The organism is Thioalkalivibrio sp. ALJ3, assembly GCF_000377205.1.
Taxonomy (GTDB): domain Bacteria; phylum Pseudomonadota; class Gammaproteobacteria; order Ectothiorhodospirales; family Ectothiorhodospiraceae; genus Thioalkalivibrio.
The window spans coordinates 383,614-402,948 of the sequence record NZ_KB897905.1 but is presented as its reverse complement, the minus strand read 5'-3'; the positions used below and the strand labels follow the sequence as shown (position 1 = coordinate 402,948).

At 66.7% G+C, this 19,335-nt stretch carries 14 protein-coding genes and 1 tRNA gene; 5 read left to right on the top strand and 10 right to left on the bottom strand.

Annotated features, from left to right (window positions below; all coding sequences use genetic code 11):
• The first annotated feature begins 4 nt into the window (after window positions 1–4).
• Together C935_RS0101960 and C935_RS0101955 are read left to right on the top strand one after the other, a co-directional pair.
• Entirely contained in the window at window positions 5–2,140 is a 2,136-nt protein-coding gene (locus C935_RS0101960; RefSeq protein ID WP_018860834.1) for an adenosylcobalamin-dependent ribonucleoside-diphosphate reductase, read from the top strand.
• Window positions 2,141–2,159: 19 nt separating this feature from the next.
• Entirely contained in the window at window positions 2,160–2,861 is a 702-nt protein-coding gene (locus C935_RS0101955; RefSeq protein ID WP_018860833.1) for a hypothetical protein, read from the top strand.
• Between the two features lie 15 nt (window positions 2,862–2,876).
• On the opposite strand, the gene ddaH is transcribed toward C935_RS0101955, so the two are convergent.
• A complete protein-coding gene (ddaH, locus tag C935_RS0101950; RefSeq protein WP_369771387.1) occupies window positions 2,877–3,806 on the bottom strand; it encodes a dimethylargininase in 930 nt (309 codons plus the stop codon).
• Window positions 3,807–3,967: 161 nt separating this feature from the next.
• On the opposite strand from ddaH, the gene C935_RS0101945 reads away from it, so the two are divergent.
• Window positions 3,968–4,396: a hypothetical protein gene (locus C935_RS0101945; protein WP_018860831.1), complete on the top strand. Its 429-nt coding sequence runs from the start codon at window positions 3,968–3,970 to the stop codon at window positions 4,394–4,396.
• A gap of 304 nt (window positions 4,397–4,700) precedes the next feature.
• Here C935_RS0101945 and C935_RS0101940 read toward each other — a convergent pair.
• From C935_RS0101940 to aroB, 9 genes are all read right to left on the bottom strand, one after another.
• A tRNA-Ile gene (locus C935_RS0101940) sits at window positions 4,701–4,777 on the bottom strand.
• Window positions 4,778–4,881: 104 nt separating this feature from the next.
• The gene (rpoD, locus tag C935_RS0101935) at window positions 4,882–6,771 is read right to left on the bottom strand and encodes an RNA polymerase sigma factor RpoD (protein ID WP_018860830.1); all 1,890 of its coding nucleotides are present in this window, start codon (window positions 6,769–6,771) and stop codon (window positions 4,882–4,884) included.
• Window positions 6,772–6,971: 200 nt separating this feature from the next.
• The gene (gene dnaG / locus C935_RS0101930; protein WP_018860829.1) at window positions 6,972–8,756 is read right to left on the bottom strand and encodes a DNA primase; all 1,785 of its coding nucleotides are present in this window, start codon (window positions 8,754–8,756) and stop codon (window positions 6,972–6,974) included.
• A gap of 65 nt (window positions 8,757–8,821) precedes the next feature.
• On the bottom strand, window positions 8,822–9,070 hold the full coding sequence (locus C935_RS0101925) for a hypothetical protein (protein WP_018860828.1): 249 nt from the start codon (window positions 9,068–9,070) through the stop codon (window positions 8,822–8,824).
• Window positions 9,055–9,453 carry a nucleotidyltransferase family protein gene (locus tag C935_RS0101920; RefSeq protein WP_018860827.1) on the bottom strand — a complete coding sequence of 133 codons (399 nt, stop codon included), beginning with the start codon at window positions 9,451–9,453 and terminating at the stop codon, window positions 9,055–9,057. The genes C935_RS0101925 and C935_RS0101920 overlap by 16 nt, the downstream gene beginning before the upstream one ends.
• Before the next feature lie 132 nt (window positions 9,454–9,585).
• Window positions 9,586–14,049 (bottom strand): glutamate synthase large subunit, encoded by a 4,464-nt coding sequence (gene gltB, locus C935_RS0101915; protein WP_018860826.1) that lies wholly within the window; start codon window positions 14,047–14,049, stop codon window positions 9,586–9,588.
• A 162-nt stretch (window positions 14,050–14,211) separates the two neighbouring features.
• The gene (locus C935_RS0101910) at window positions 14,212–16,053 is read right to left on the bottom strand and encodes an SPOR domain-containing protein (RefSeq protein ID WP_026278590.1); all 1,842 of its coding nucleotides are present in this window, start codon (window positions 16,051–16,053) and stop codon (window positions 14,212–14,214) included.
• 11 nt (window positions 16,054–16,064) lie between these two features.
• Window positions 16,065–17,255 carry a deoxyguanosinetriphosphate triphosphohydrolase gene (locus tag C935_RS0101905; RefSeq protein WP_018860825.1) on the bottom strand — a complete coding sequence of 397 codons (1,191 nt, stop codon included), beginning with the start codon at window positions 17,253–17,255 and terminating at the stop codon, window positions 16,065–16,067.
• Window positions 17,245–18,369 carry a 3-dehydroquinate synthase gene (gene aroB, locus C935_RS0101900; protein ID WP_018860824.1) on the bottom strand — a complete coding sequence of 375 codons (1,125 nt, stop codon included), beginning with the start codon at window positions 18,367–18,369 and terminating at the stop codon, window positions 17,245–17,247. Before aroB ends, C935_RS0101905 begins: the two co-directional genes overlap by 11 nt.
• Window positions 18,370–18,545: 176 nt before the next feature.
• Between aroB and rpsU the strand changes: the two genes are divergently transcribed.
• Both rpsU and C935_RS0101890 read left to right on the top strand, forming a co-directional pair.
• Entirely contained in the window at window positions 18,546–18,761 is a 216-nt protein-coding gene (gene rpsU / locus C935_RS0101895) for a 30S ribosomal protein S21 (protein ID WP_012981683.1), read from the top strand.
• A gap of 55 nt (window positions 18,762–18,816) precedes the next feature.
• Entirely contained in the window at window positions 18,817–19,260 is a 444-nt protein-coding gene (locus C935_RS0101890; protein WP_018860823.1) for a GatB/YqeY domain-containing protein, read from the top strand.
• Window positions 19,261–19,335: the final 75 nt, after the last annotated feature.

Sequence of the window (19,335 nt, the reverse complement as noted above, 5' to 3'; positions counted from 1 at the left end):
CAGCATGGGCAAGAGCCGGCAATGGCAGGACAACGATCGCCTCCCACGAGACACGTCGCCCGACGTGCCCCTGCAGCCCTCCTCGGCTTCGATCTGGGTCGAGCGCTATCAGTTGCGTGACGCCCAAGGCGAGCCGGTGGATCCCTCGGTCGAGGCGATGTTCGACCGTGTCGCCGGGGCCCTCGCCGCGGTCGAGGCACCCGGCAAGCGCGCGCCGATCGAGCGCGAGTTCCGCTGGGCGCTGGACAATGGCGCCATCCCGGCCGGGCGCATCCTGGCCAATGCCGGGGCCGAGGCCCACAAACCGCAGACGACCCTGATCAACTGCACCGTCTCGCGCACGATCCGGGACTCGCTGCAGGCCATCCTGGATGCCACTACCGCCGCCGGCCTGACGCTCAAGGCCGGGGCCGGCATCGGCTACGACTTCAGCACCCTGCGCCCGAAGGGTGCGCTGGTCGCGGGTGCCGGCGCGCCGACCAACGGCCCGGTCGCCTTCATGCAGATCTTTGACCAGACCTGCCGCACCATCGGCGCGGCGGGTGGCCGACGCGGGGCGCAGATGGCGACGCTGGACATCGGCCACCCGGATATCGAGCGCTTCATCCTCGCCAAGCGCCGCAAGGGGTGGCTGACCCAGTTCAACCTGTCCGTGCTGGTGCGCGATGCCTTCCTGGAGGCCGTGGAGCGCGACGACGAATGGGCGCTCGCCTTCCCGCTTCTGCCCGTCGAGCAGGACCGGGTGGCGACATCCGAGCTTGTCTATCGCGACTGGCCGGTGGTCGAGGACGGCTACCGCGTCGACGATCAGGGCCAGGTCGCCTGTCGCATCTACCGCCGCGTGCGCGCCCGCGAGCTGTGGGACACGCTGATGCGCAGCACCTATGACGTCGGCGAACCCGGCGTCATCCTGATCGATCAGGTCAACCGCCAGAACAACGCCTCGTTCGACGAGGTGATCCGGGCGACCAATCCTTGCGGGGAGCAACCGCTGCCACCGGACGGGGCCTGTCTGCTGGGGTCGGTGAACCTGACTCGGTTCGTATCCGCGCCGTTCAGCGCCGACGCGGCCTTCGACTGGGCGCGTTTCGAGCGGGTGGTGCGCGTGTTCACGCGCATGCTGGACAACGTCGCGGACATCTCCGGGCTGCCGCTGCCGGAACAGCGCGCCGAGATGCTGCGCAAGCGTCGCCACGGCATGGGCATCCTCGGGCTTGGGTCGGCCCTGGCAATGCTGGGGGAGACCTACGGCTCGGAGTCGGCCGCCGACTTCACCGCGGAGGTCTGTCGCCGCCTGGCGCTGGAGAGCTGGCGGGCGGGGCTGGATCTGGCGCGCGAGAAGGGCCCTGCGCCGATCATGGACGAGGAGTTTACGCTGACCGCGGACATGTTTCGGCGTCAGTCGGCGCTGGCCGAGGCCGGCTATCAGGTGGGCGACGTGCTGAAGGGACGGGAGCTGCATGCGCGCTTCAGCCCCTACATGCAGCGCATCGCCGAGGAGGATCCGGCGCTGGCCGCGGCGCTGGCCGAGGAGGGCGCGCGCTTTACCCACGCCACCTCCATCGCGCCCACCGGCACCATCAGCTTCTCGGTCGCCAACAACGCGAGCAACGGGATCGAACCGACCTTTCTGCACCACACCACGCGTAATATCCGTCGCCCCGGGCGGCGCACCCGCGAGGCGGTGGACTGCTATTCCTACGAACTGCTGGCCTACCGCGCCCGGATCGATGCCGAGGCCGGGCCGGGGGATCTCCCTGCCAACGCGATCACCGCGGACCAGGTCAGTGTGGACGCTCACATCTGCATGCAGGCCGCCGCGCAGCCGTGGGTGGACTCGGCCATCTCCAAGACGCTCAACGTCCCGAGCGATATTCCGTTCGAGGACTTCCAGCAGGTCTACCTGCAGGCCTGGCGCTCCGGGCTCAAGGGCTGCACCACCTACCGGCCCAACCCGCAGGCACAGATGGGCGTGCTCATGGACCCCGAACGCCTGCGCAGCACCTGGTACACCTTCACCCTGGTGGACGGCCGGGAGCTGACCCTGCGCGGCGACGAAGAAGTCGAATACGAAGGCCAGATCCACAACGCCGCGAATCTCTTCGCCGCGCTGGAGGAGGGCTACTACGACGACGTCTGACGCCGTCTGGGAGGACACGATGCACCGGATCGACCAGCCCATCATCGCCTTTCGCCGCTCGGACACCCCGCAGGGCGAGGGCGCGTCCAGCGGCGACGACCACCCGCTGGGCAAGCGCATCCCGTCGCGCCCCGAGGGCGAACTCGAGTCGGTCACCGAGAAGGTGCGCTACTGGACCCAGGACGGGCCGCAGACGGTATACCTGGTGGTCAGCTTCGTGGCCGTCTCCGGCACGGTCAGCGGCGAGCGCGTGACCATCGAGCGCCCGATCGAGTTCTTCCTGCCCACCGGGCAGCACTCCGAGTCCTACCAGTGGATCTCCGCGACCATGCGCAGCCTGTCGCTGGCGGCCCGTGGCGGCTATGCCGCCCGCGCCCTGCGCGACCTGCGCAAGGTCACCTGGGACCGCGGCCCGGTCCGTTGCGGCGAGAACGAATACGGAAAGCCGCTGTACCACCCCTCCGAGGTCGCCGCGATCGCCCACGCCCTGCAACGCATCCTCCAGCGCCGTGGTTTCCTGGACCCCGACGGCCACCCCCGCCCGCTCCGCGAACTGGTCGCCGCCTATCGCGACAGGGCCCGAACCCCGGAAGCCTCCACCATCCTGGAAGCCCCGCATCGGGTGGCCACAGGCGCCGCGCCCTGCCCACAGTGCGGCGGTCACCTCGAGATCATCGACGGTTGCCCTACCTGCCGCGACTGCGGCTACTCGAAGTGCTAGGGGAGCACTGTGGGGTCAGTGTCCTTTCAGTCTCCCTTTCAGGTCCAGCGTCATGCACTTCATGCCGCCACCGGATTTCTGAAATTCGTCGATCGCGACCCGGTGCACCTCCATGCCGTGCTGCCGATAGCGTTCGGCGAGCCCCGCGGCCCGGTCGCTCAGGACGATTCGCTCGCCATCACTAACCGCATTGAGGCCGTAAGCCAGCGCATCGGCCTCGTCCGCCTCGATCACATTGGGCACACGATGTCGTACCGCCTCCAGGCTCTCTTGGGTAAAAGCGGGCGGATAGAGCGCAACGGTTTGGCCGTCGACCACCGTGAAAGCCGTGTCGAGGTGGTAGAAGCGGGCATCGGTTAACTGCAGGCTAACGACTTCCAGATCCAGAAACGACGCGAGCTCGGCGTGTGCCGCCTGATCACTGCGCCAGGGGTAGCCGGCGAAGATCGTGTCGTTCCAGATTAGCGCGTCGCCTTCGCCCTCGAAATCGTGGCGGGGCTGGTAGAGCGCCGTGAATCCCTGTTCGCGAAACCAGCTTTCGAACCACCAGGTCTCGCCCTGACGCTCTGGATGCCGGAAGGTGGGTAGCGCCACCTTGTCATCCACGACGAGCGCGCCGTTGGCCGTGAAGACCATATCCGGGAACCCCTCGACGGGCGGGATCAGGTGCACGTCCCAGCCAAGGGTCTCCGTATACAGCTGATAAAGCGCCTCCCATTGCCGGGTCGCGGTCTCCGGACACACGGGGCACTCAAGGTCCATCCAGGGGTTGATCTCATAGTGGATAGCGAAGTGTTCCGGTCGGCACATCAAAACGGATTTCGCCATCGTGGTGCTCCACTTGGGGCCGGAATCGGCACGAACACGCTTTTGACTTGAAACGTGCCAGCAAGGGTGCGCCCCTTCAAGTGCCTCCGTCGAGGTGCGTGAGCGGGCGCGCCACAGCTGGTGCGCCGGGTGGGATTAAGGCCGGTCGCCTAGAGGTCTGTCCACATTTCAGCATCCACCACAGTGGATAGCTACACGGCTGGCGGGGGCGTCATGGAAATCTCGAAGGCGGTCTCGTACTCTGGCCCGCCACTCGTCCATACCCCACGGGAGACATCGTGGCCAACATCCTGAACCCGTACGCCGACGATCAGCCCGAGCCGAAGCACATCCTCCTGCGTGCTCGCAGTGGCGAGGCGGTGTCGGCCAACTTCACCCTGCAGGATCGGCGGGGTCGCCAGAGCGCGGCGGAATATCTGTTCCATCTCTATTCCACCATCAAGCAGAAGCTGGACGAGCCAGTCCTGGATACCGCCGCGCCATCGCCGGACGACCAGGCCGCCATGCAGCGCCTGATCCTCTACGTAGCAGGCGCCCACGACACCATGTTCGGCACCTTCAATGGTTCCAATACCTCCTCGGAGATGCCGGAGGAGGAGCGCAACGAGTTCGTGGAAATCTTCCTGCTGGCCTGTGCCACGGTCATAGAGGGTCAGCGAATCACCGTCGACCTTCAGCGAGGCCTCATCACTGCCGAGGCAGCCTGAGCGTAATGCTCCTGGAATGACCTCGCGCTGGAAGCAAGGGTTCGATTGGTGGACCCGGTTGGGTGGAGGTCGGCCGCGCAGCGGCGCGAAGCATGGCTTCGCGAGGCCAGAACGGCGGGCGCCGGCAGGCGCGCGACTGGAATAGTCCGACCCGCCCAGCATGAGCGCAAGCGATTGGTGGGCCCGGTTGGGTGGAGGCCGGCCGCGCAGCGGCGCGAAGCCTGTCTTCGCGAGGCCGGAACGGCGTGCGCCGGCAGGCGCGCGACTGGAATAGTCCGACCCGCCCAACAGGAGCGCAAGCGAGTGGTGGGCCCGGTCGGACTCGAACCGACGACCAAGGGATTATGAGTCCCCTGCTCTAACCAACTGAGCTACAGGCCCGTATTTGGGGAGGGTACAAACGACTGCGGCGCCATTCTACCCGGAAAGGCAGGGATGGCGCCGCATCGGCAGGGCAGGTTCCGGCGGTTTGGCCGGGACGCCGGTTATTCGGCGTCGGTGTAGGTGCGCAGCAGTTCGGCGCGGGTTGGGTGGCGCAGCTTGCGCAGGGCCTTGGCCTCGATCTGGCGGATGCGCTCGCGGGTGACATCGAACTGCTTGCCGACTTCCTCGAGGGTGTGGTCGGTGTTCATGTCGATGCCGAAGCGCATGCGCAGGACCTTGGCCTCGCGCGGGGTCAGCGTGGACAGGATCTCGCGGGTGGCCTCGGACAGGCTCTCGCGCGCGGCGGAGTCCGACGGCGAGGCGACCTTTTCGTCTTCGATGAAGTCGCCCAGGTGGGAGTCTTCGTCGTCGCCGATCGGGGTCTCCATGGAGATCGGTTCCTTGGAGATCTTCAGCACCTTGCGGATCTTGTCCTCGGGCATCTCCATGCGTTCGGCCAGCTCTTCCGGCGTGGCCTCGCGGCCCATCTCCTGCAGCATCTGACGCGAGACGCGGTTGAGCTTGTTGATCGTCTCGATCATGTGCACCGGGATGCGGATGGTCCGGGCCTGGTCCGCGATGGAGCGGGTGATGGCCTGGCGAATCCACCAGGTGGCGTAGGTCGAGAACTTGTAGCCGCGACGGTATTCGAACTTGTCCACGGCCTTCATCAGGCCGATGTTGCCTTCCTGAATCAGGTCGAGGAACTGCAGGCCGCGGTTGGTATACTTCTTGGCGATGGAGATCACCAGGCGCAGGTTGGCCTCGACCATCTCCTTCTTCGCGCGGCGGGCCTTGGCCTCGCCGATGGACATGCGGCGATTGATCTCCTTGATCTCGGAGATGTTCAGGCTGGCCTCGTGTTCGATCTCGGCGAGCTTCTTCTGCAGGCGCACGATCTCTTCCTCGTGCTCGGCGAGGGCGTTGGTGTACTTGCCCTTGGCCTTGCAGGCCTGCTTGATCCAGTCGAGGTTGGTCTCGTTTTTCGGGAAGCTGTCGATGAACGCCTTGCGCGGCATCTGCGCCTGGTTCACGGCCAGTTCCATGATGCGGCGCTCATGGCTGCGGATGCGGTCGATGGTGCCGTGCAGCTTGGTGGTTAGCTGGTCCACCATGCGCGGCACCAGCTTGAACTCCATGAAGTACTTGGCGGTGGCCTCGCGCGCGGTGGCGTAGGCCTTGCGGTCGCCCTTCTCGAAGGCCTTGTGGGCCTTGGCGTGCAGCTTGCGCAGCTTGTTGAAGCGTTCGCGGGCCTCTTCCGGGTCGGGGCCGGTGTCCACCGGTTCGGCGTCTTCTTCCTCGGAGTCCTCGACCTCTTCCACGATCGCATCCAGCTCCGGCGAGGCCTCGGCGGCCGCGGCCTTCTGGGCCTCTTCGGCCTTCTGGGCGTCTTCCGGGGAGACCAGCCCGCGCGCGACGGCTTCGCCGTCCAGCGGGTTCTTCGGGTCGATGAAGGAGACCACGAGATCGGTCAGGCGACCGTTGTTCTCGACGATCTGGTCGTATTCGCGGATCAGGTGTTCGATCGCGCCCGGGTGGTGGGCGAGCGCGAACAGGACCTGCATCAGGCCCTCTTCGATGCGCTTGGCGATGCGGATCTCGCCTTCGCGGGTCAGCAGCTCGACCGTGCCCATCTCGCGCATGTACATGCGCACGGGGTCGGTGGTGCGACCGAAATCGGAATCGGCCGAGGCGAGCGCGGCCACGGCGTCTTCGGCGTCCTCGTCAGCGGAAACGGAGCCGTCGGACAGCAGCAGGCTGTCGGCGTCCGGGGCCTGCTCGTGCACTGCGATGCCCATGTCGTTGATCATCGCAATGATGTCCTCGACCTGGTCGGAGTCGATGATCGAGTCGGGCAGGTGGTCGTTGACCTCGGTATACGTGAGGTATCCCTGCTCCTTGCCCTTGGCAATCAGTTCCTTGAGCTGGGATTGTTGCTCTTCACGGTTCATTGACGTCGTACTCCGAGGTGCCTGGGTCGCTGAATGGGTCGTAGAAAAATCAATCCTGCATTGTAGCAGAAGATTCTTATATTGCCGGGATTCGCCCGCCAAACCCTCTGCCGGGTCACGGAAATCCCGACAAGAGACTTGGGGGTAGGCTTTTCGATTTCAATGGGTTACGGCCTTCGATGGGCGTACTTCGGGGGAGCCTAACCGGTGTTTGTCTTCTGCAGTAGTGCAGTAAGACGCGCGAGCTCCTCGCGTTGTTCCGTGGCGAGTTCTCGGCCTGCGCGAGTGAGTTCACGAATCCGTGTGCGCGCCTGCTGGAGCAGGAGCTGGCGGGCGCAGTCCATGGCCACCTGCCGGGTCACCTTCGGATCGCCATCTCCAAGCTCCCGCGCTGCCAGGGCCTGCAGGCGGTTGAAGTGGCGATCGTCACGGAAACGTTCCAGCAGGTGGGCGCTGCTGCAGCCGGGGCGTTCGCGCAGGGCCTCCAGCAGCTTGCCCAGTGTTTGCGCGGCGGTACCGGGGAAGGCCGTGAGTTCGGCCAGCTCGGGCTGGGACCATTCGAGCTCCGGGTGCTGCAGGATTCGCGCAAGCAGCGCCCCCCAAAGGGCGGAGGGTGTCTCCTGCGCGGCGCCCGCCGGCTCGCTGTCTGGTGCCTCGGGGATGTCCGTGGGTGCGGAGGCCGGGGCCGTCGCGCGGGCGCTCCCGTCTTCGGCATCGCGGAGTTGCTCGCCCAGTCGCTCCGGGCTCAGGTGGGTCTCCTGGGCGACACGTTCGATCAGCTGGTCGCGGAACAGAGGATCACGGGTGGTGGCGACCAGCTTCATCGCGGCGTGCGCGAAGCGGGTGCGGCCCTCGGCGGTGTCGGTCGGGTGTTCCTCGCGCAGCAGCCGCACAAGCGTCTCGGACAGGGGCAGGGCGCCGGTGAGGCGTTCCTCCCAGCCGGCGAGGCCGTCGCGCAGCACCAGGCTGTCGGGGTCGTCGCCCTCGGGCAGGAACAACACGCGCACCTCGCGCAAGCCCTGGATTGCGGGCAGGGCCTCGGCCAGCGAGCGCCAGGCCGCGCGGCGTCCGGCGGCGTCGCCGTCGAAGCACAGGGTGATGCGCGAGACCTGGCGGAACAGGCTGTCCAGGTGGGCGCGGGTCAGGGCGGTGCCCATGCAGGCCACCGCGCGCCGAAAACCGGCGCGGGCGAGCCCGACCACGTCCATGTAGCCCTCGACCACCACGATGTCATCCAGCCGGGTGCCGGCCTTGCGCGCCTCGAACAGGCCGTAGATGGTCTGTCCCTTGTGGAAGACTTCACTCTCCGGACTGTTCAGGTACTTCGGCTCGCCGTCCTCGATCAGGCGCCCGCCGAAACCGGTGATGCGCCCGCGCCGGTCGCGGATCGGGAACATGATGCGCGCGCGAAAGCGTTCGCGGATGCGCCCGTCGTCGCGCCGTGCGGCCAGGCCGGCATCCACCAGCTGTTGCGGGGTGAAGCGTGGCTTGAGCGCCTCGATCAGGCCCGAGGGCGGGGCCCAGCCGATCTGGTAGTCGCGGGCGGTGTTACCGTCGATGCCACGGTTCTTCAGGTACTCGACCGCCTTCGGCGTGTGGCGCAGCTGCTGCACGTAGTATTCGGCGGCCGCGTTCAGGGCCTCGTACAGCGGCGCGTGGGCCTCGCGCTTGTCATCGCCCCCGGCCTCGCGCGGGACCTCCAGTCCGGCCTGCTCGGCCAGCTGCTCCACCGCCTCGGGGAAGCTCTGGTTCTCGTACTCCATCAGGAAGCTGATGGCCGTGCCGTGCGCCCCGCAGCCGAAGCAGTGGTAGAACTGCTTTTGCGGGGAGACGTAGAACGAGGGGGTCTTCTCGCCGTGGAACGGGCAGCAGGCGGCGAACTCGCGCCCGGCCTTCTTCAGGCTCACGCGGCGCTGGATCACCTCGACGATATCGCTGCGCTCGAGCAGCTCGTCGATAAATGCCTGTGGAATGAGGCCTGCCATGGGGGTCTGCTGGGGGTACCTGATCCGTGGGGGTATCAGATGATACCGGCTGCCCGGCTTGTGGGTCAGGTCCGGTCCGAAACCACGCGTGCGAAGGCCCGAAAATCATCCCGATGACGGGAACAGACTGCGTGGGTGATGTCCCAGTTGATGCGTTCGTAGTTGTGCACGGCGCGCGACAAGTTCAGGGCAATGATGTCCTGGGTGTCCGGGTCCCGGGCCAATTCCTCGGCCGTGGCGGAGCAACGCTGATTGACCCGGTTAACGCAGTACCGCAGGGTCTCGAGTTTCTGCTCGACTACGCGCGGGTCCACGCGTCTCTCCGCTCGGCCAGGATGCGATTACGGTAGGGCAGGAAATCGGCCTGCTCGATCAGGTGACGGGTCAGGTAGCGCGCGTGGGCCTCGTCGCTGCCAAGCACGCGGATGCCCCGGGTCATGATCTCGCCCAGCAGGGGTTCGCCCGCCTGCGTCAGGTCCACGAGGTCCACCGGACGCCCGGTGGACGCGGCCAGGGCATCGATCAGCGCGATGCGCGCCTGGGTGTCCAGAGGCGATCCGGCGCTGACGGCGAGGTCGAGGTCGCTATCGAACCGTGCGCCGCTGCGAGCCAGCGATCCGAACAGGATGGCCAGCTCCAGTTCCGGATGTTGTTCCAGTACGCGCCGGACATCCGCAATTTCGGCTCTCGTTTCCATGGACTCCAGTCTAGCAGTAGTCCTGGTGTGCCCGGCGGTTCTTCAACCCCCCCGCCCGGTTTCGCACTGAGTTGGGTCAAAACAAAACGGGCCCCGTCAGGGGCCCGTATCTGCATTCCGCCGGGTGGCGGGTCAGGCGGCCTGGCGCAGGTTGGCCAGCAGGCCCCGGAGTTCGGAGGCCTTGGGCTTCACCAGCCAGAACGAGCCCTGGTAGTGGTCGAACTGCTCGAGGATTTCGCGGCCCCAGTCACTGTCGGTCTCGTGCACGAATTCCGTGATGAGCTCCTCCAGGTAGTTGCGGTGGGCCTCCATGTCCTCGGTGTCGAGGCGGTGCAGGTCGATCAGCTCGTTGTTGATGCGGTCCGGGAAGTCGTTCTCCCGGTCCAGCACGAACGCGAAGCCGCCGGTCATGCCCGCGCCGAAGTTGATGCCGGTGTTGCCCAGCACCACCATCACGCCGCCGGTCATGTACTCGCAGCCGTGATCGCCGATGCCTTCCACCACAGCGATCGCGCCGGAGTTGCGCACCCCGAAGCGTTCGCCGCACTGGCCGGCGGCGAACAGCTTGCCGCCGGTTGCGCCATACAGGCAGGTGTTGCCCATGATGGTGGTGTCCTGGCTGGCGAAGTTCGAGCCTTCCGGTGGGCGGATCACCAGCTTGCCGCCGGTCATGCCCTTGCCGACGTAGTCGTTGGCGTCGCCTTCCAGGTACAGGTGCAGGCCACCGGCGTTCCAGACGCCGAAGCTCTGCCCGGCCGTGCCTTTCATGCGCACGGTGATCGGGGCATCGGACATGCCCTGGTTGCCGTGGCGTTTGGCGATCTCGCCGGACAGCCGCGCGCCGATCGAGCGGTCGGTATTGGCGACGTCGAAGCGGTATTCGCCACCGGCCTTGTTCTCGATCGCCTCGAGCATCTCGGCGACCATCTTTTCCGCCAGCTCGCCCTTGTCGAACGGCTCGTTCTTCGGCTCCTTGCAGAAGCGCGGCTTGTCGGCCAGGTCGCCGCTGGCCAGCAGGCCGTTCAGGTCCAGGTGCTGCTGCTTCGGCGTCTCGCCCGGCAGGATCTCCAGCAGATCGGTGCGGCCGATCAGGTCCGTCAGGCTGCGCACGCCCAGCTTCGCCATCCACTCGCGGGTCTCGCGGGCGACGAACTGGAAGTAGTGCATGACCATCTCGGGCAGGCCGATGAAGTGGTTCATGCGCAGCACCTTGTCCTGCGTGGCGACACCCGTTGCGCAGTTGTTCAGGTGGCAGATGCGCAGGTATTTGCAGCCCAGCGCGACCATCGGGCCGGTGCCGAAGCCGAAGCTCTCGGCACCCAGGATCGCCGCCTTGATCACGTCGAGGCCGGTCTTCAGGCCGCCGTCGGTCTGCAGGCGCACCTTGTCGCGCAGGTCGTTGCCGCGCAGGGTCGCGTGGGTCTCGGTCAGGCCCAGCTCCCAGGGGGTGCCGGCGTACTTGACCGAGGTCAGCGGGCTGGCGCCGGTGCCGCCGTCGTAGCCGGAGATGGTGATCAGGTCGGCGTAGGCCTTGGCCACGCCGGCGGCGATCGTGCCGACCCCGGCCTCGGAGACCAGCTTCACCGAGACCAGCGCATCCGGATTGACCTGCTTGAGGTCGAAGATCAGCTGCGCCAGGTCCTCGATGGAGTAGATGTCGTGGTGCGGCGGCGGCGAGATCAGGGCCACGCCCGGATTCGAGTAGCGCAGCTCCGCGATCATCTTGTTGACCTTGTGGCCCGGCAACTGGCCGCCCTCGCCGGGCTTCGCGCCCTGGGCGACCTTGATCTGCAGCACCTCGGCGTTGACCAGGTAGTGCGGGGTCACGCCGAAGCGGCCGGAGGCCACCTGCTTGATCTTGGACATGCGCTCGGTGCCGTAGCGGGAGACGGCCTCGCCGCCCTCGCCGGAGTTGGAGCGCCCGCCGAGGCGGTTCATCCCCGTGGCCAGGGCCTCATGGGCCTCCGGCGACAGCGCGCCCAGGCTCATGCCGGCGGAGTCGAAGCGCGGCAGGATCTCGGCCTCGGGCTCGACTTCGTCGATATCGATCGGCTCGATGTCGTCGCGGACCTTCAGCAGGTCGCGCAGCACGGTTACCGGGCGTTCGTTTACCAGTGCTGCGTACTCCTGGTACACGCCATAGTCGCCGGACTGTACGGCGCGGTGCAGGGTCTGGATCACGTCCGGGTTGTAGGCGTGGTACTCGCCACCATGGACGTATTTCAGCAGGCCGCCCTGGCCGGCGCTCTTGCGCGGATTCCAGGCACGCTTGGACAGCGTCTCCAGGTCCGCCTCGATATCGGCGAAGCGGGTGCCCTTGATGCGGCTGGTGGTGCCGGTGAAGCAGGTGGCCACGACCTCGTCGGCCAGGCCGACGATTTCGAACAGCTGCGCGCCGCGGTAGCTGGCGATGGTGGAGATGCCCATCTTCGACAGAATCTTGAACAGGCCCTTGTTGATGCCGCGGCGGTAGTTCTGCGCCAGCGTCAGCGGGTCCGCGTTCGGGATTTCGCCGGATTGGCACATGCCGTGCAGCGCCGAGTAGGCCAGGTACGGATAGATCGCGGTGGCGCCGTAGCCGAGAAGGACCGCGAAGTGATGCGGGTCGCGCACGGTGGCGGTCTCGGCGACGATGTTGGCGTCGGTGCGCAGCTTAGCGCGGATCAGGGCGTGATGCACCGCGCCCACGGCCAGTGCGGCCGGGATCGGGCGGCGTTCCGGGTCGATGCCGCGATCGGACAGCACCAGCACCACGGCGCCTTCGCGCACGGCGTCGACCGCGCGCTCGGTCAGGGTCTTCAGGGCGTCTTCCAGCGAGTGCGCGTGGACGTCGTAGTTCAGGTCCATGCGCTCGACGCGGAAGGCGTCCTCGGTCTGGTTGCACAGCTCGCGGAACTTGGCCTCGGACAGCACCGGGGAGTCGGACACCAGACGGTGGGCGTGGTCCGGGGTCTCCTCGAACAGGTTCTGCTCGCGGCCGAAGCAGGTCTCCAGCGACATCACGATGCTCTCGCGCAGCGGATCGATCGCCGGGTTGGTGACCTGGGCGAACTGCTGGCGGAAGTAGTCGTACAGCGAGCGGGTGTGGCGGGAGAGCACGGCGAACGGGGTGTCGTCACCCATCGAGCCCACGGCCTCCTGGCCGGCCTCGGCCAGCACGCGCAGGATTTGGTCGCGCTCCTCGAAGGTCACGTCGAACAGCTTCTCGTAGGTCTCCAGACGCTCGGCCGGCATCGGCTCGCCGGAGAACAGCTGGTTGTCGTCCAGCTGGCTCTTCAGGTGTTTCACGTGGGCGCGCAGCCACTGGCGGTAGGGCTGGCGCGTGCGGTTGATGCGGTCGACGTCCTCGGGATGGAGCAGCTCGCCCGATTCGGTATCGACGGCCAGCATCTGCCCGGGCTTCAGGCGGCCCTTGGCGACCACGTCCTCGGGAGAGTAGTCATACACGCCAATCTCGGAGGCGAGGGTGATGTGGCGGTCCTTGGTGATCACGTAGCGGGCCGGGCGCAGGCCGTTGCGGTCCAGGGTGCAGGCGGCGTAGCGGCCGTCGGTCAGTACGATCCCGGCCGGGCCGTCCCAGGGCTCCATGTGCATGGAGTTGTATTCGTAGAAGGCGCGCAGGTCGGAGTCCATGTGCGCGACGTTCTGCCACGCCGGCGGGACCAGCAGGCGCATCGCGCGGAACAGGTCCATACCGCCGGCCAGCAGGACCTCCAGCATGTTGTCCAGGCTCTGCGAGTCGGAGCCTTCCAGGTTCACCAGCGGCTCCAGCTCGGCCAGTTCCGGCAGCTTCTCGGTGGCGAACTTGTGCTGACGCGCGACCGCCCAGTTGCGGTTGCCCTGCACGGTGTTGATCTCGCCGTTGTGGGCGAGGAAGCGGAACGGCTGCGCCAGGCCCCACTGCGGGAAGGTGTTGGTGGAGAAGCGCTGGTGGAACACGCAGATCGAGGTCTCGAGCTCCGGGCGCTGCAGGTCGCGGTAGAGCACCGGCAGGTTTTCCGGCATCACCAGGCCCTTGTAGGAGACCACGCGCGCGGACAGGCTCGGCACGTAGAACACCGGGTCGTCGCCCATCGCGATCTCGGCACGACGGCGCACCACGAACAGCGCGCGCTCGAAGTCGTCGCCGTCCATGTCGGCGGGGGCGTTGATGAACACCTGCAGGATGTGCGGCTGGCTCTTCAGGGCTTCGGCCCCGCAGGCGTCTTCCGCGTTGATCGGCACCTCGCGCCAGCCGGCAAGCTTCAGCGGGCCGCGCTCGATCGCGCTCTCCACGGCGGCCCGGGTCTCGGCGATCTTCTCCGGGTTGATGAACACGATGCCAGCGGCGAAGCGCTCGGCCAGTTCGATGCCGGCCTCGCCGGCCAAGGTGCGCAGGAAGGCCTCGGGGGTCTTCATCAGCAGCCCACAGCCGTCGCCGGTCTTGCCGTCGGCGGCGATCGCGCCGCGGTGGGTCATGCGTTCCAGGGCCTTGATCGCGGTGTCCACTACCCAGTGGCTGGCGACGCCGTCCATGTGCGCAATGAGGCCGAAGCCGCAGTTGTCGCGCTCGAATTCGGGACGGTAGAGGGTGCCGTTCAGTTGGTTCTGTCGCATCGGTGAACTCCGGTCACGGCGCGCTTGGCGCGGCGCGTAAGGCTGGAAAAGAACACGGAAAAAGGCGCAGGAATATAGCCGAACCGTCATTCTCCCGGCAAACCGGGGCCGGTCAAGTACTCATGGGGCGACGCGGGTTGGGCGGGTGCCGGGATGGCCTGCCTATTCGCGCGCCACGCCCTGGACCGAGCCGATGGAGCGGATCCAGGGGCCTTCGTTGCGTACTGCTTCGGGCAGGTCCGAGGCTGCGCCTTCGGCGGCGTCTCGATTGGCGAATGAGCCGGCCAGCACGACCACGAAGTCGCGATTATTTACGCGCGTGGGGATGTAGCGGATGCCACCCAGATTGTGGCGATCCGCATAGCTGCGGGCCGTGGACATGTCCGGTGCCGCGATCAGCTGGATGGTGAACGCATCGGAAGACTGGTTGCTCAGCCACTCCAGATCGCCGCGCAGGCGCTCGCCGTCACCATCCTCGTCGGCCAGGGCCTCGGTCGTCGTCTCTGGCTCTGGCTCTGGCTCTGGCTCTGGCTCGGGTTCCGGTTCGGGCTCGGGCTCGGGCTCTGGTTCGGGTTCTGGCTCCGGTTCTGGCTCCGGTTCTGGCTCCGGTGCGGGTTCGGTCGGTTCCGGCTCGGTGGCTGGCTCGGCCTCAATGCCGGCGATCGGGTCACCGCTTGGGCGTTCCTGGCCGGGCAGGGGATCGATGTCCGGGCTGGTCAATGTGTCGCCGGTATGCTCCAGAGGGTCGGGGACGACAAGATCGTCCTCCTCCTCGGATGCCGGGGGTCGGGTTTCGGGCAACGGGAGTTCGACGACCTCCTGCTCCGCCTCGGTTTCGCGGCTGTCCATCAGTTGCATGGCGACGGGTGCAGCGATACCAATCGCGACTGTGGCCGCGACCGCCGGCACGAACCAGCGCTGGTTCCAGAAGGGCGCGGCGTGTTTTTCTTGCGAGGGTTCTTCGAGTTCGTAATCGGGCTCTGGCCGCCATTCTGGCTCCTCACTGGCGCTTGTTTGCGTGAGGGCTTCGGCAGCCGGGGTGAATTCGTCCTCGTCGCGCTGGGCGCGTAGCACCGGTTCGACGTCGGTTCCGCGATCGGGCTCGGCATCGGAGTCCAGGGTGACACCCGCCGCCTCGGATGTCGTGGCCGCCGATTCGTCCTCGCGTTCGGCTTCGTCACCCAGCGCGATGCCGGAAGTAGCGGTGCCCGCTGCCGAGGATGCGGCAGCCGCGCCGGTGGCGTGGCGCTCGCTGCGGCAATGGCGTTCCAAGACCTGATTGGCCTCGCGGTTCAGGTTGCCGGGCAGGCCCTGGCTGGTGGTTTGCAGGTGGTGAATCGTGTCCTGGTCGAGCAGGCGTTCCGGGTCGTCGAGACCCGCTGCATGCAGTCTGTGACGCAGGTAGGCTGCCGTCTGTTCGAGGTTGAAGGCGCGCAGGTTGACACGCGTGACCTGATCCTCGTCGGACGGGTCCGGCAGGTACAGGCGCCGGCGGAGCAGGCCACTGGAGCCCACCAGCACTACGCGTGGCGCTCGCCCCTGCGATTCGAGCACCTCGCTGCGCATGCGCATCAGATTGTTCACGATGTCGGTACCCACCAGATGGGCATCGTCCATCGCGATGACCGGGTCCATGCCAATCGCAACGCGCTCGGCCAGCAGTTCGGTCAGGGGGCGGTCGGGGTCGTCTGCATTCTGTGAGCGCAGATAGCTGCGAATGGTGTGATCCACCGATTCGAACTGGGTATTGATGCGGGCGCGAAAGGCGATCAGCTCGAAGGGTTCGGGCAGCATGGCCAGCAGACGCATCAGTTGCAGGCTGCGTCCGGAGCCATTCTCGCCGGTCATGATCACGATGGCGCCTGGGGTATCAAGGGCAGCGCGCGCCGACTCGAGCAATCCGTCCAGCAACGGGTCGCTGTAGATGAAGTGTTCGTCGGGTGTTTCGTCGAACGGAGCCGTGTGCAGGCCGAGCTGTTTAAGACATTGGTCAGAGAGCGCCATGGGTTTGAGTCTCAGGTCAGCGTGCCCAGATCGAACAGGCGGTGGTGTTCACGGATGGCGTGGCGGTCGGTCATGCCCGCGATGTAGTCGGCAATTGCGCGCTGCGGCGCATTCGGGTCGGCCTCGGCGATCTGTTCGGCATGCCGCTGGAAGTGCTCGGGCATCAGCCGCGGCTCGGAGTCGAATGCGGCGAACAGTTCCTGAATCAGCTGGCGGGCCTTGTGCATCACCGCGTGGACCTGATGGTGGTGGTACAAGTTCTCGCGCAGGAAGACCTTCAGCTCGTGCGCCTGGTCGGCCATCTCCGGGCTGAAGCGGATCAGCGGCTGGCCGGCTTGGCGGACGTCGTCCGGGGTGTGGAGTTGATGGAGGTCGATTGCGGCCTGGCTGTTCTCGATCAGGTCGGATACCAGGGCGTCGATCATGCGGCGAACGGTCTCATGCTGAACCCGGCGTGGTTCGAGGTCCGGGTAGCGGGCGCGCACCGCCTCCAGGCATTCGCGGAACAGACGGACCTCCGTCAACTGGTCCATGCCGAGCAGCCCGGAGCGCAGGCCATCGTCGACATCGTGATTGTTGTAGGCGATCTCGTCGGCCACGTTGGCCAGCTGCGCCTCCAGCGAGGGCTGCTGCTTCTCGAGAAAGCGCACGCCAATCGCGCCCAGTTCTCGTGCGCGCTGCGGCGAGCAGTGCTTGAGGATGCCCTCGCGTGTCTCGAACGTCAGGTTGAGGCCGTCGAATTCCGCATAGTGGCGCTCCAGCAGGTCGACGATACGCAGCGACTGCAGGTTGTGCTCGAAGCCACCATACGCCTTCATGCAGTCGTTCAGGGCATGCTGGCCAGCATGGCCGAACGGGGTGTGGCCGAGGTCGTGCGCGAGGGCGATGGCCTCGACCAGGTCCTCGTTCAGGCGCAGCGCGCGCGCGATCGAGCGCCCGATCTGCGCGACCTCCAGCGAGTGGGTCAGGCGGTTGCGGAACAGGTCGCCTTCGTGGCTGATGAAGACCTGGGTTTTGTATTCCAGGCGGCGGAACGCGCTGGAGTGCACGATGCGGTCGCGATCACGCTGGAAGGCGCTGCGGTGGCGTGGTGGCGCTTCCGTGTGTTCCCGGCCGCGCGAGGCCGCAGGGTCGGCGGCGTAAGTCGCGAGCCCGGAGGCGCGGTCGACCCGGGGTGTGGTGGCCAGGGCCTCAGGCGACACGGGCGCCCTCGTGCAGGGTCGCGTCCAGTGCCGACACGTCGAACTGGTCGGTGATCTCGGCCTCGCCGATCCCCCGCAGCAACACCAGGCGAAGGCGGCCGCTGGCGACCTTCTTGTCGATCGCCATCAGCTCGCGGAAACGGTCGGCGGTCATGCGGTCCGGTGGATCCAGTGCCAGGCCGGCGCGCTGGATCAGGGCCTCGGCGCGTTCGCGCTCGGCCGGGCTCAACCAGCCCATGCGTTCCGACATGCGCGCGGCCATTGCCATGCCCGTGCCCACGGCCTCACCGTGCAGCCATTCGCCGTAGCCCATCCCGGCCTCGATCGCGTGGCCGAAGGTATGGCCCAGGTTCAGCAGGGCGCGGATGCCGCCTTCGCGTTCGTCGGCGGCGACGATCTCGGCCTTGCAGGCGCAGGAGCGGTGGATGGCCCGGGCCAGCGCCTCGGGTTCCAGGGCGCGCAGCTCGTCGATATGCGCCTCCAGCCAGGCGAAGAACTCGGCGTCGCGGATCAGGCCGTACTTGATGACCTCGGCGAGTCCGGCCTGCAGCTCGCGCTCGGGCAGTGTCTTCAGGGTGTCGGTGTCGACCAGCACCGCGCGCGGCTGATGGAAGGCCCCGATCATGTTCTTGCCCAGCGGGTGGTTGACCCCGGTCTTGCCGCCCACCGAGGAGTCGACCTGGGCCAGCAGGGTGGTCGGGACTTGCACAAAGTCGATCCCGCGCTGGTAGATCGCAGCGGCGAAGCCCGCGATATCGCCCACCACACCCCCGCCCAGTGCGACGATGCGGCTGCCCCGGTCGAACCGGGCCTCCAGCAGGCGGGTGATGATCGATTCCACTGTGGCCAGGGTCTTGTGGGCCTCGCCATCGGGCAGCTCGATCCAGAGGGGCTCGCCAGCGATCTCGCAGTGGTCGAGTGTTTCGCGCAGAGCCTCGCCGTACAGCGGGCCCACGGTGGTGTTGGTCACCACCGCCACGCGGCGGCCCTCGAGCGCCGGGCGGAGGGTGTCGGCGGCGGCGAGCTGGCCCGGTCCGATCCGGATAGGGTAACTGCGCTCGCCCAGCTCGACGTTCAGGTTTTGCATGCCGGGTGCGTTCATCAGGGGCATCATAGCGTGCGTGCTGCTGTGGGCGTAAGCGTGTGCGCGGTCAGGATGGGCATCGTTTCACGGACTTTTGCAAATGGCGCCGGTTGGATTACCATAGGGAGTTCTGCATGGCTGCCCGGAGTGTTTCGGGTGGCGTTTTTGTTTTGGTAGACGAATCAGCATTCGCATCCGGAGATTGTATGCCGCACGTACGAGTTCGCGAGAATGAGCCCTTCGAGGTTGCCCTGCGCCGTTTCAAGCGCACCTGTGAGAAGGCCGGTGTGGTCGCGGAAGTCCGCCGCCGCGAGTATTACGAAAAGCCGACCACCGAGCGCAAGCGCAAGGCCGCCGCAGCGGTGAAGCGCCAGCTGAAGAAGAATTCCCGCGACATGACCCGTCGGGTGCGTTTGTACTGAACGTCTTTACGTAGAATCGTCTGTCGGGCATCAGGCCCGGATCGAGGACCCTTTGATGTCGCTCAAGGCCCGTTTGCAGGATGACGTGAAGCAGGCCATGAGGGCCCGTGAGAAGGAGCGCCTTGGGGCGTTGCGTCTGATCCAGGCCGAGGTCTCGCAGTTCGAGGTCGACGAGCGGCGCGAGGCCGATGACGACACGGTGCTGGCGATCCTCAACCGGATGCTCAAACAGCGCCGCGACTCCATCGACCAGTACCGCAAGGGTGGTCGCGAGGACCTGGCCGAGCGCGAGGCCGCCGAGATCACGGTGATCGAGGCCTACATGCCCGAACCGCTGGGCGACGCCGAGCTGGAGCAGATGATCGGCGAGGCGATTGCCGAGACCGGCGCCGCCGGCGCCAGTGACATGGGCAAGGTGATGGGCGTGCTCAAGCCCCGAGTATTCGGCCGCGCGGACATGGGCGTCGTCAGTCAGAAGGTCCGTACCGCGCTGGCCTGACCGTTACGCGCTCAAGCGCGAAACGATCCATTCCTGAACGCATGAACGGTTGAACCCCGAGGCGTCATGCCGCCG

Excerpts from the sequence above, each read along its gene's own strand:
- C935_RS0101955 (WP_018860833.1), top strand. The coding sequence starts at position 2,160 with ATGCACCGGATCGACCAGCCCATCATCGCCTTTCGCCGCTCGGACACC.
- C935_RS0101960 (WP_018860834.1), top strand. The coding sequence starts at position 5 with ATGGGCAAGAGCCGGCAATGGCAGGACAACGATCGCCTCCCACGAGAC.
- rpoD (WP_018860830.1), bottom strand. The coding sequence starts at position 6,771 with ATGAACCGTGAAGAGCAACAATCCCAGCTCAAGGAACTGATTGCCAAG.
- dnaG (WP_018860829.1), bottom strand. The coding sequence starts at position 8,756 with ATGGCAGGCCTCATTCCACAGGCATTTATCGACGAGCTGCTCGAGCGC.
- aroB (WP_018860824.1), bottom strand. The coding sequence starts at position 18,369 with ATGATGCCCCTGATGAACGCACCCGGCATGCAAAACCTGAACGTCGAG.
- C935_RS0101910 (WP_026278590.1), bottom strand. The coding sequence starts at position 16,053 with ATGGCGCTCTCTGACCAATGTCTTAAACAGCTCGGCCTGCACACGGCT.
- rpsU (WP_012981683.1), top strand. The coding sequence starts at position 18,546 with ATGCCGCACGTACGAGTTCGCGAGAATGAGCCCTTCGAGGTTGCCCTG.
- gltB (WP_018860826.1), bottom strand. The coding sequence starts at position 14,049 with ATGCGACAGAACCAACTGAACGGCACCCTCTACCGTCCCGAATTCGAG.
- C935_RS0101890 (WP_018860823.1), top strand. The coding sequence starts at position 18,817 with ATGTCGCTCAAGGCCCGTTTGCAGGATGACGTGAAGCAGGCCATGAGG.
- C935_RS0101920 (WP_018860827.1), bottom strand. The coding sequence starts at position 9,453 with ATGGAAACGAGAGCCGAAATTGCGGATGTCCGGCGCGTACTGGAACAA.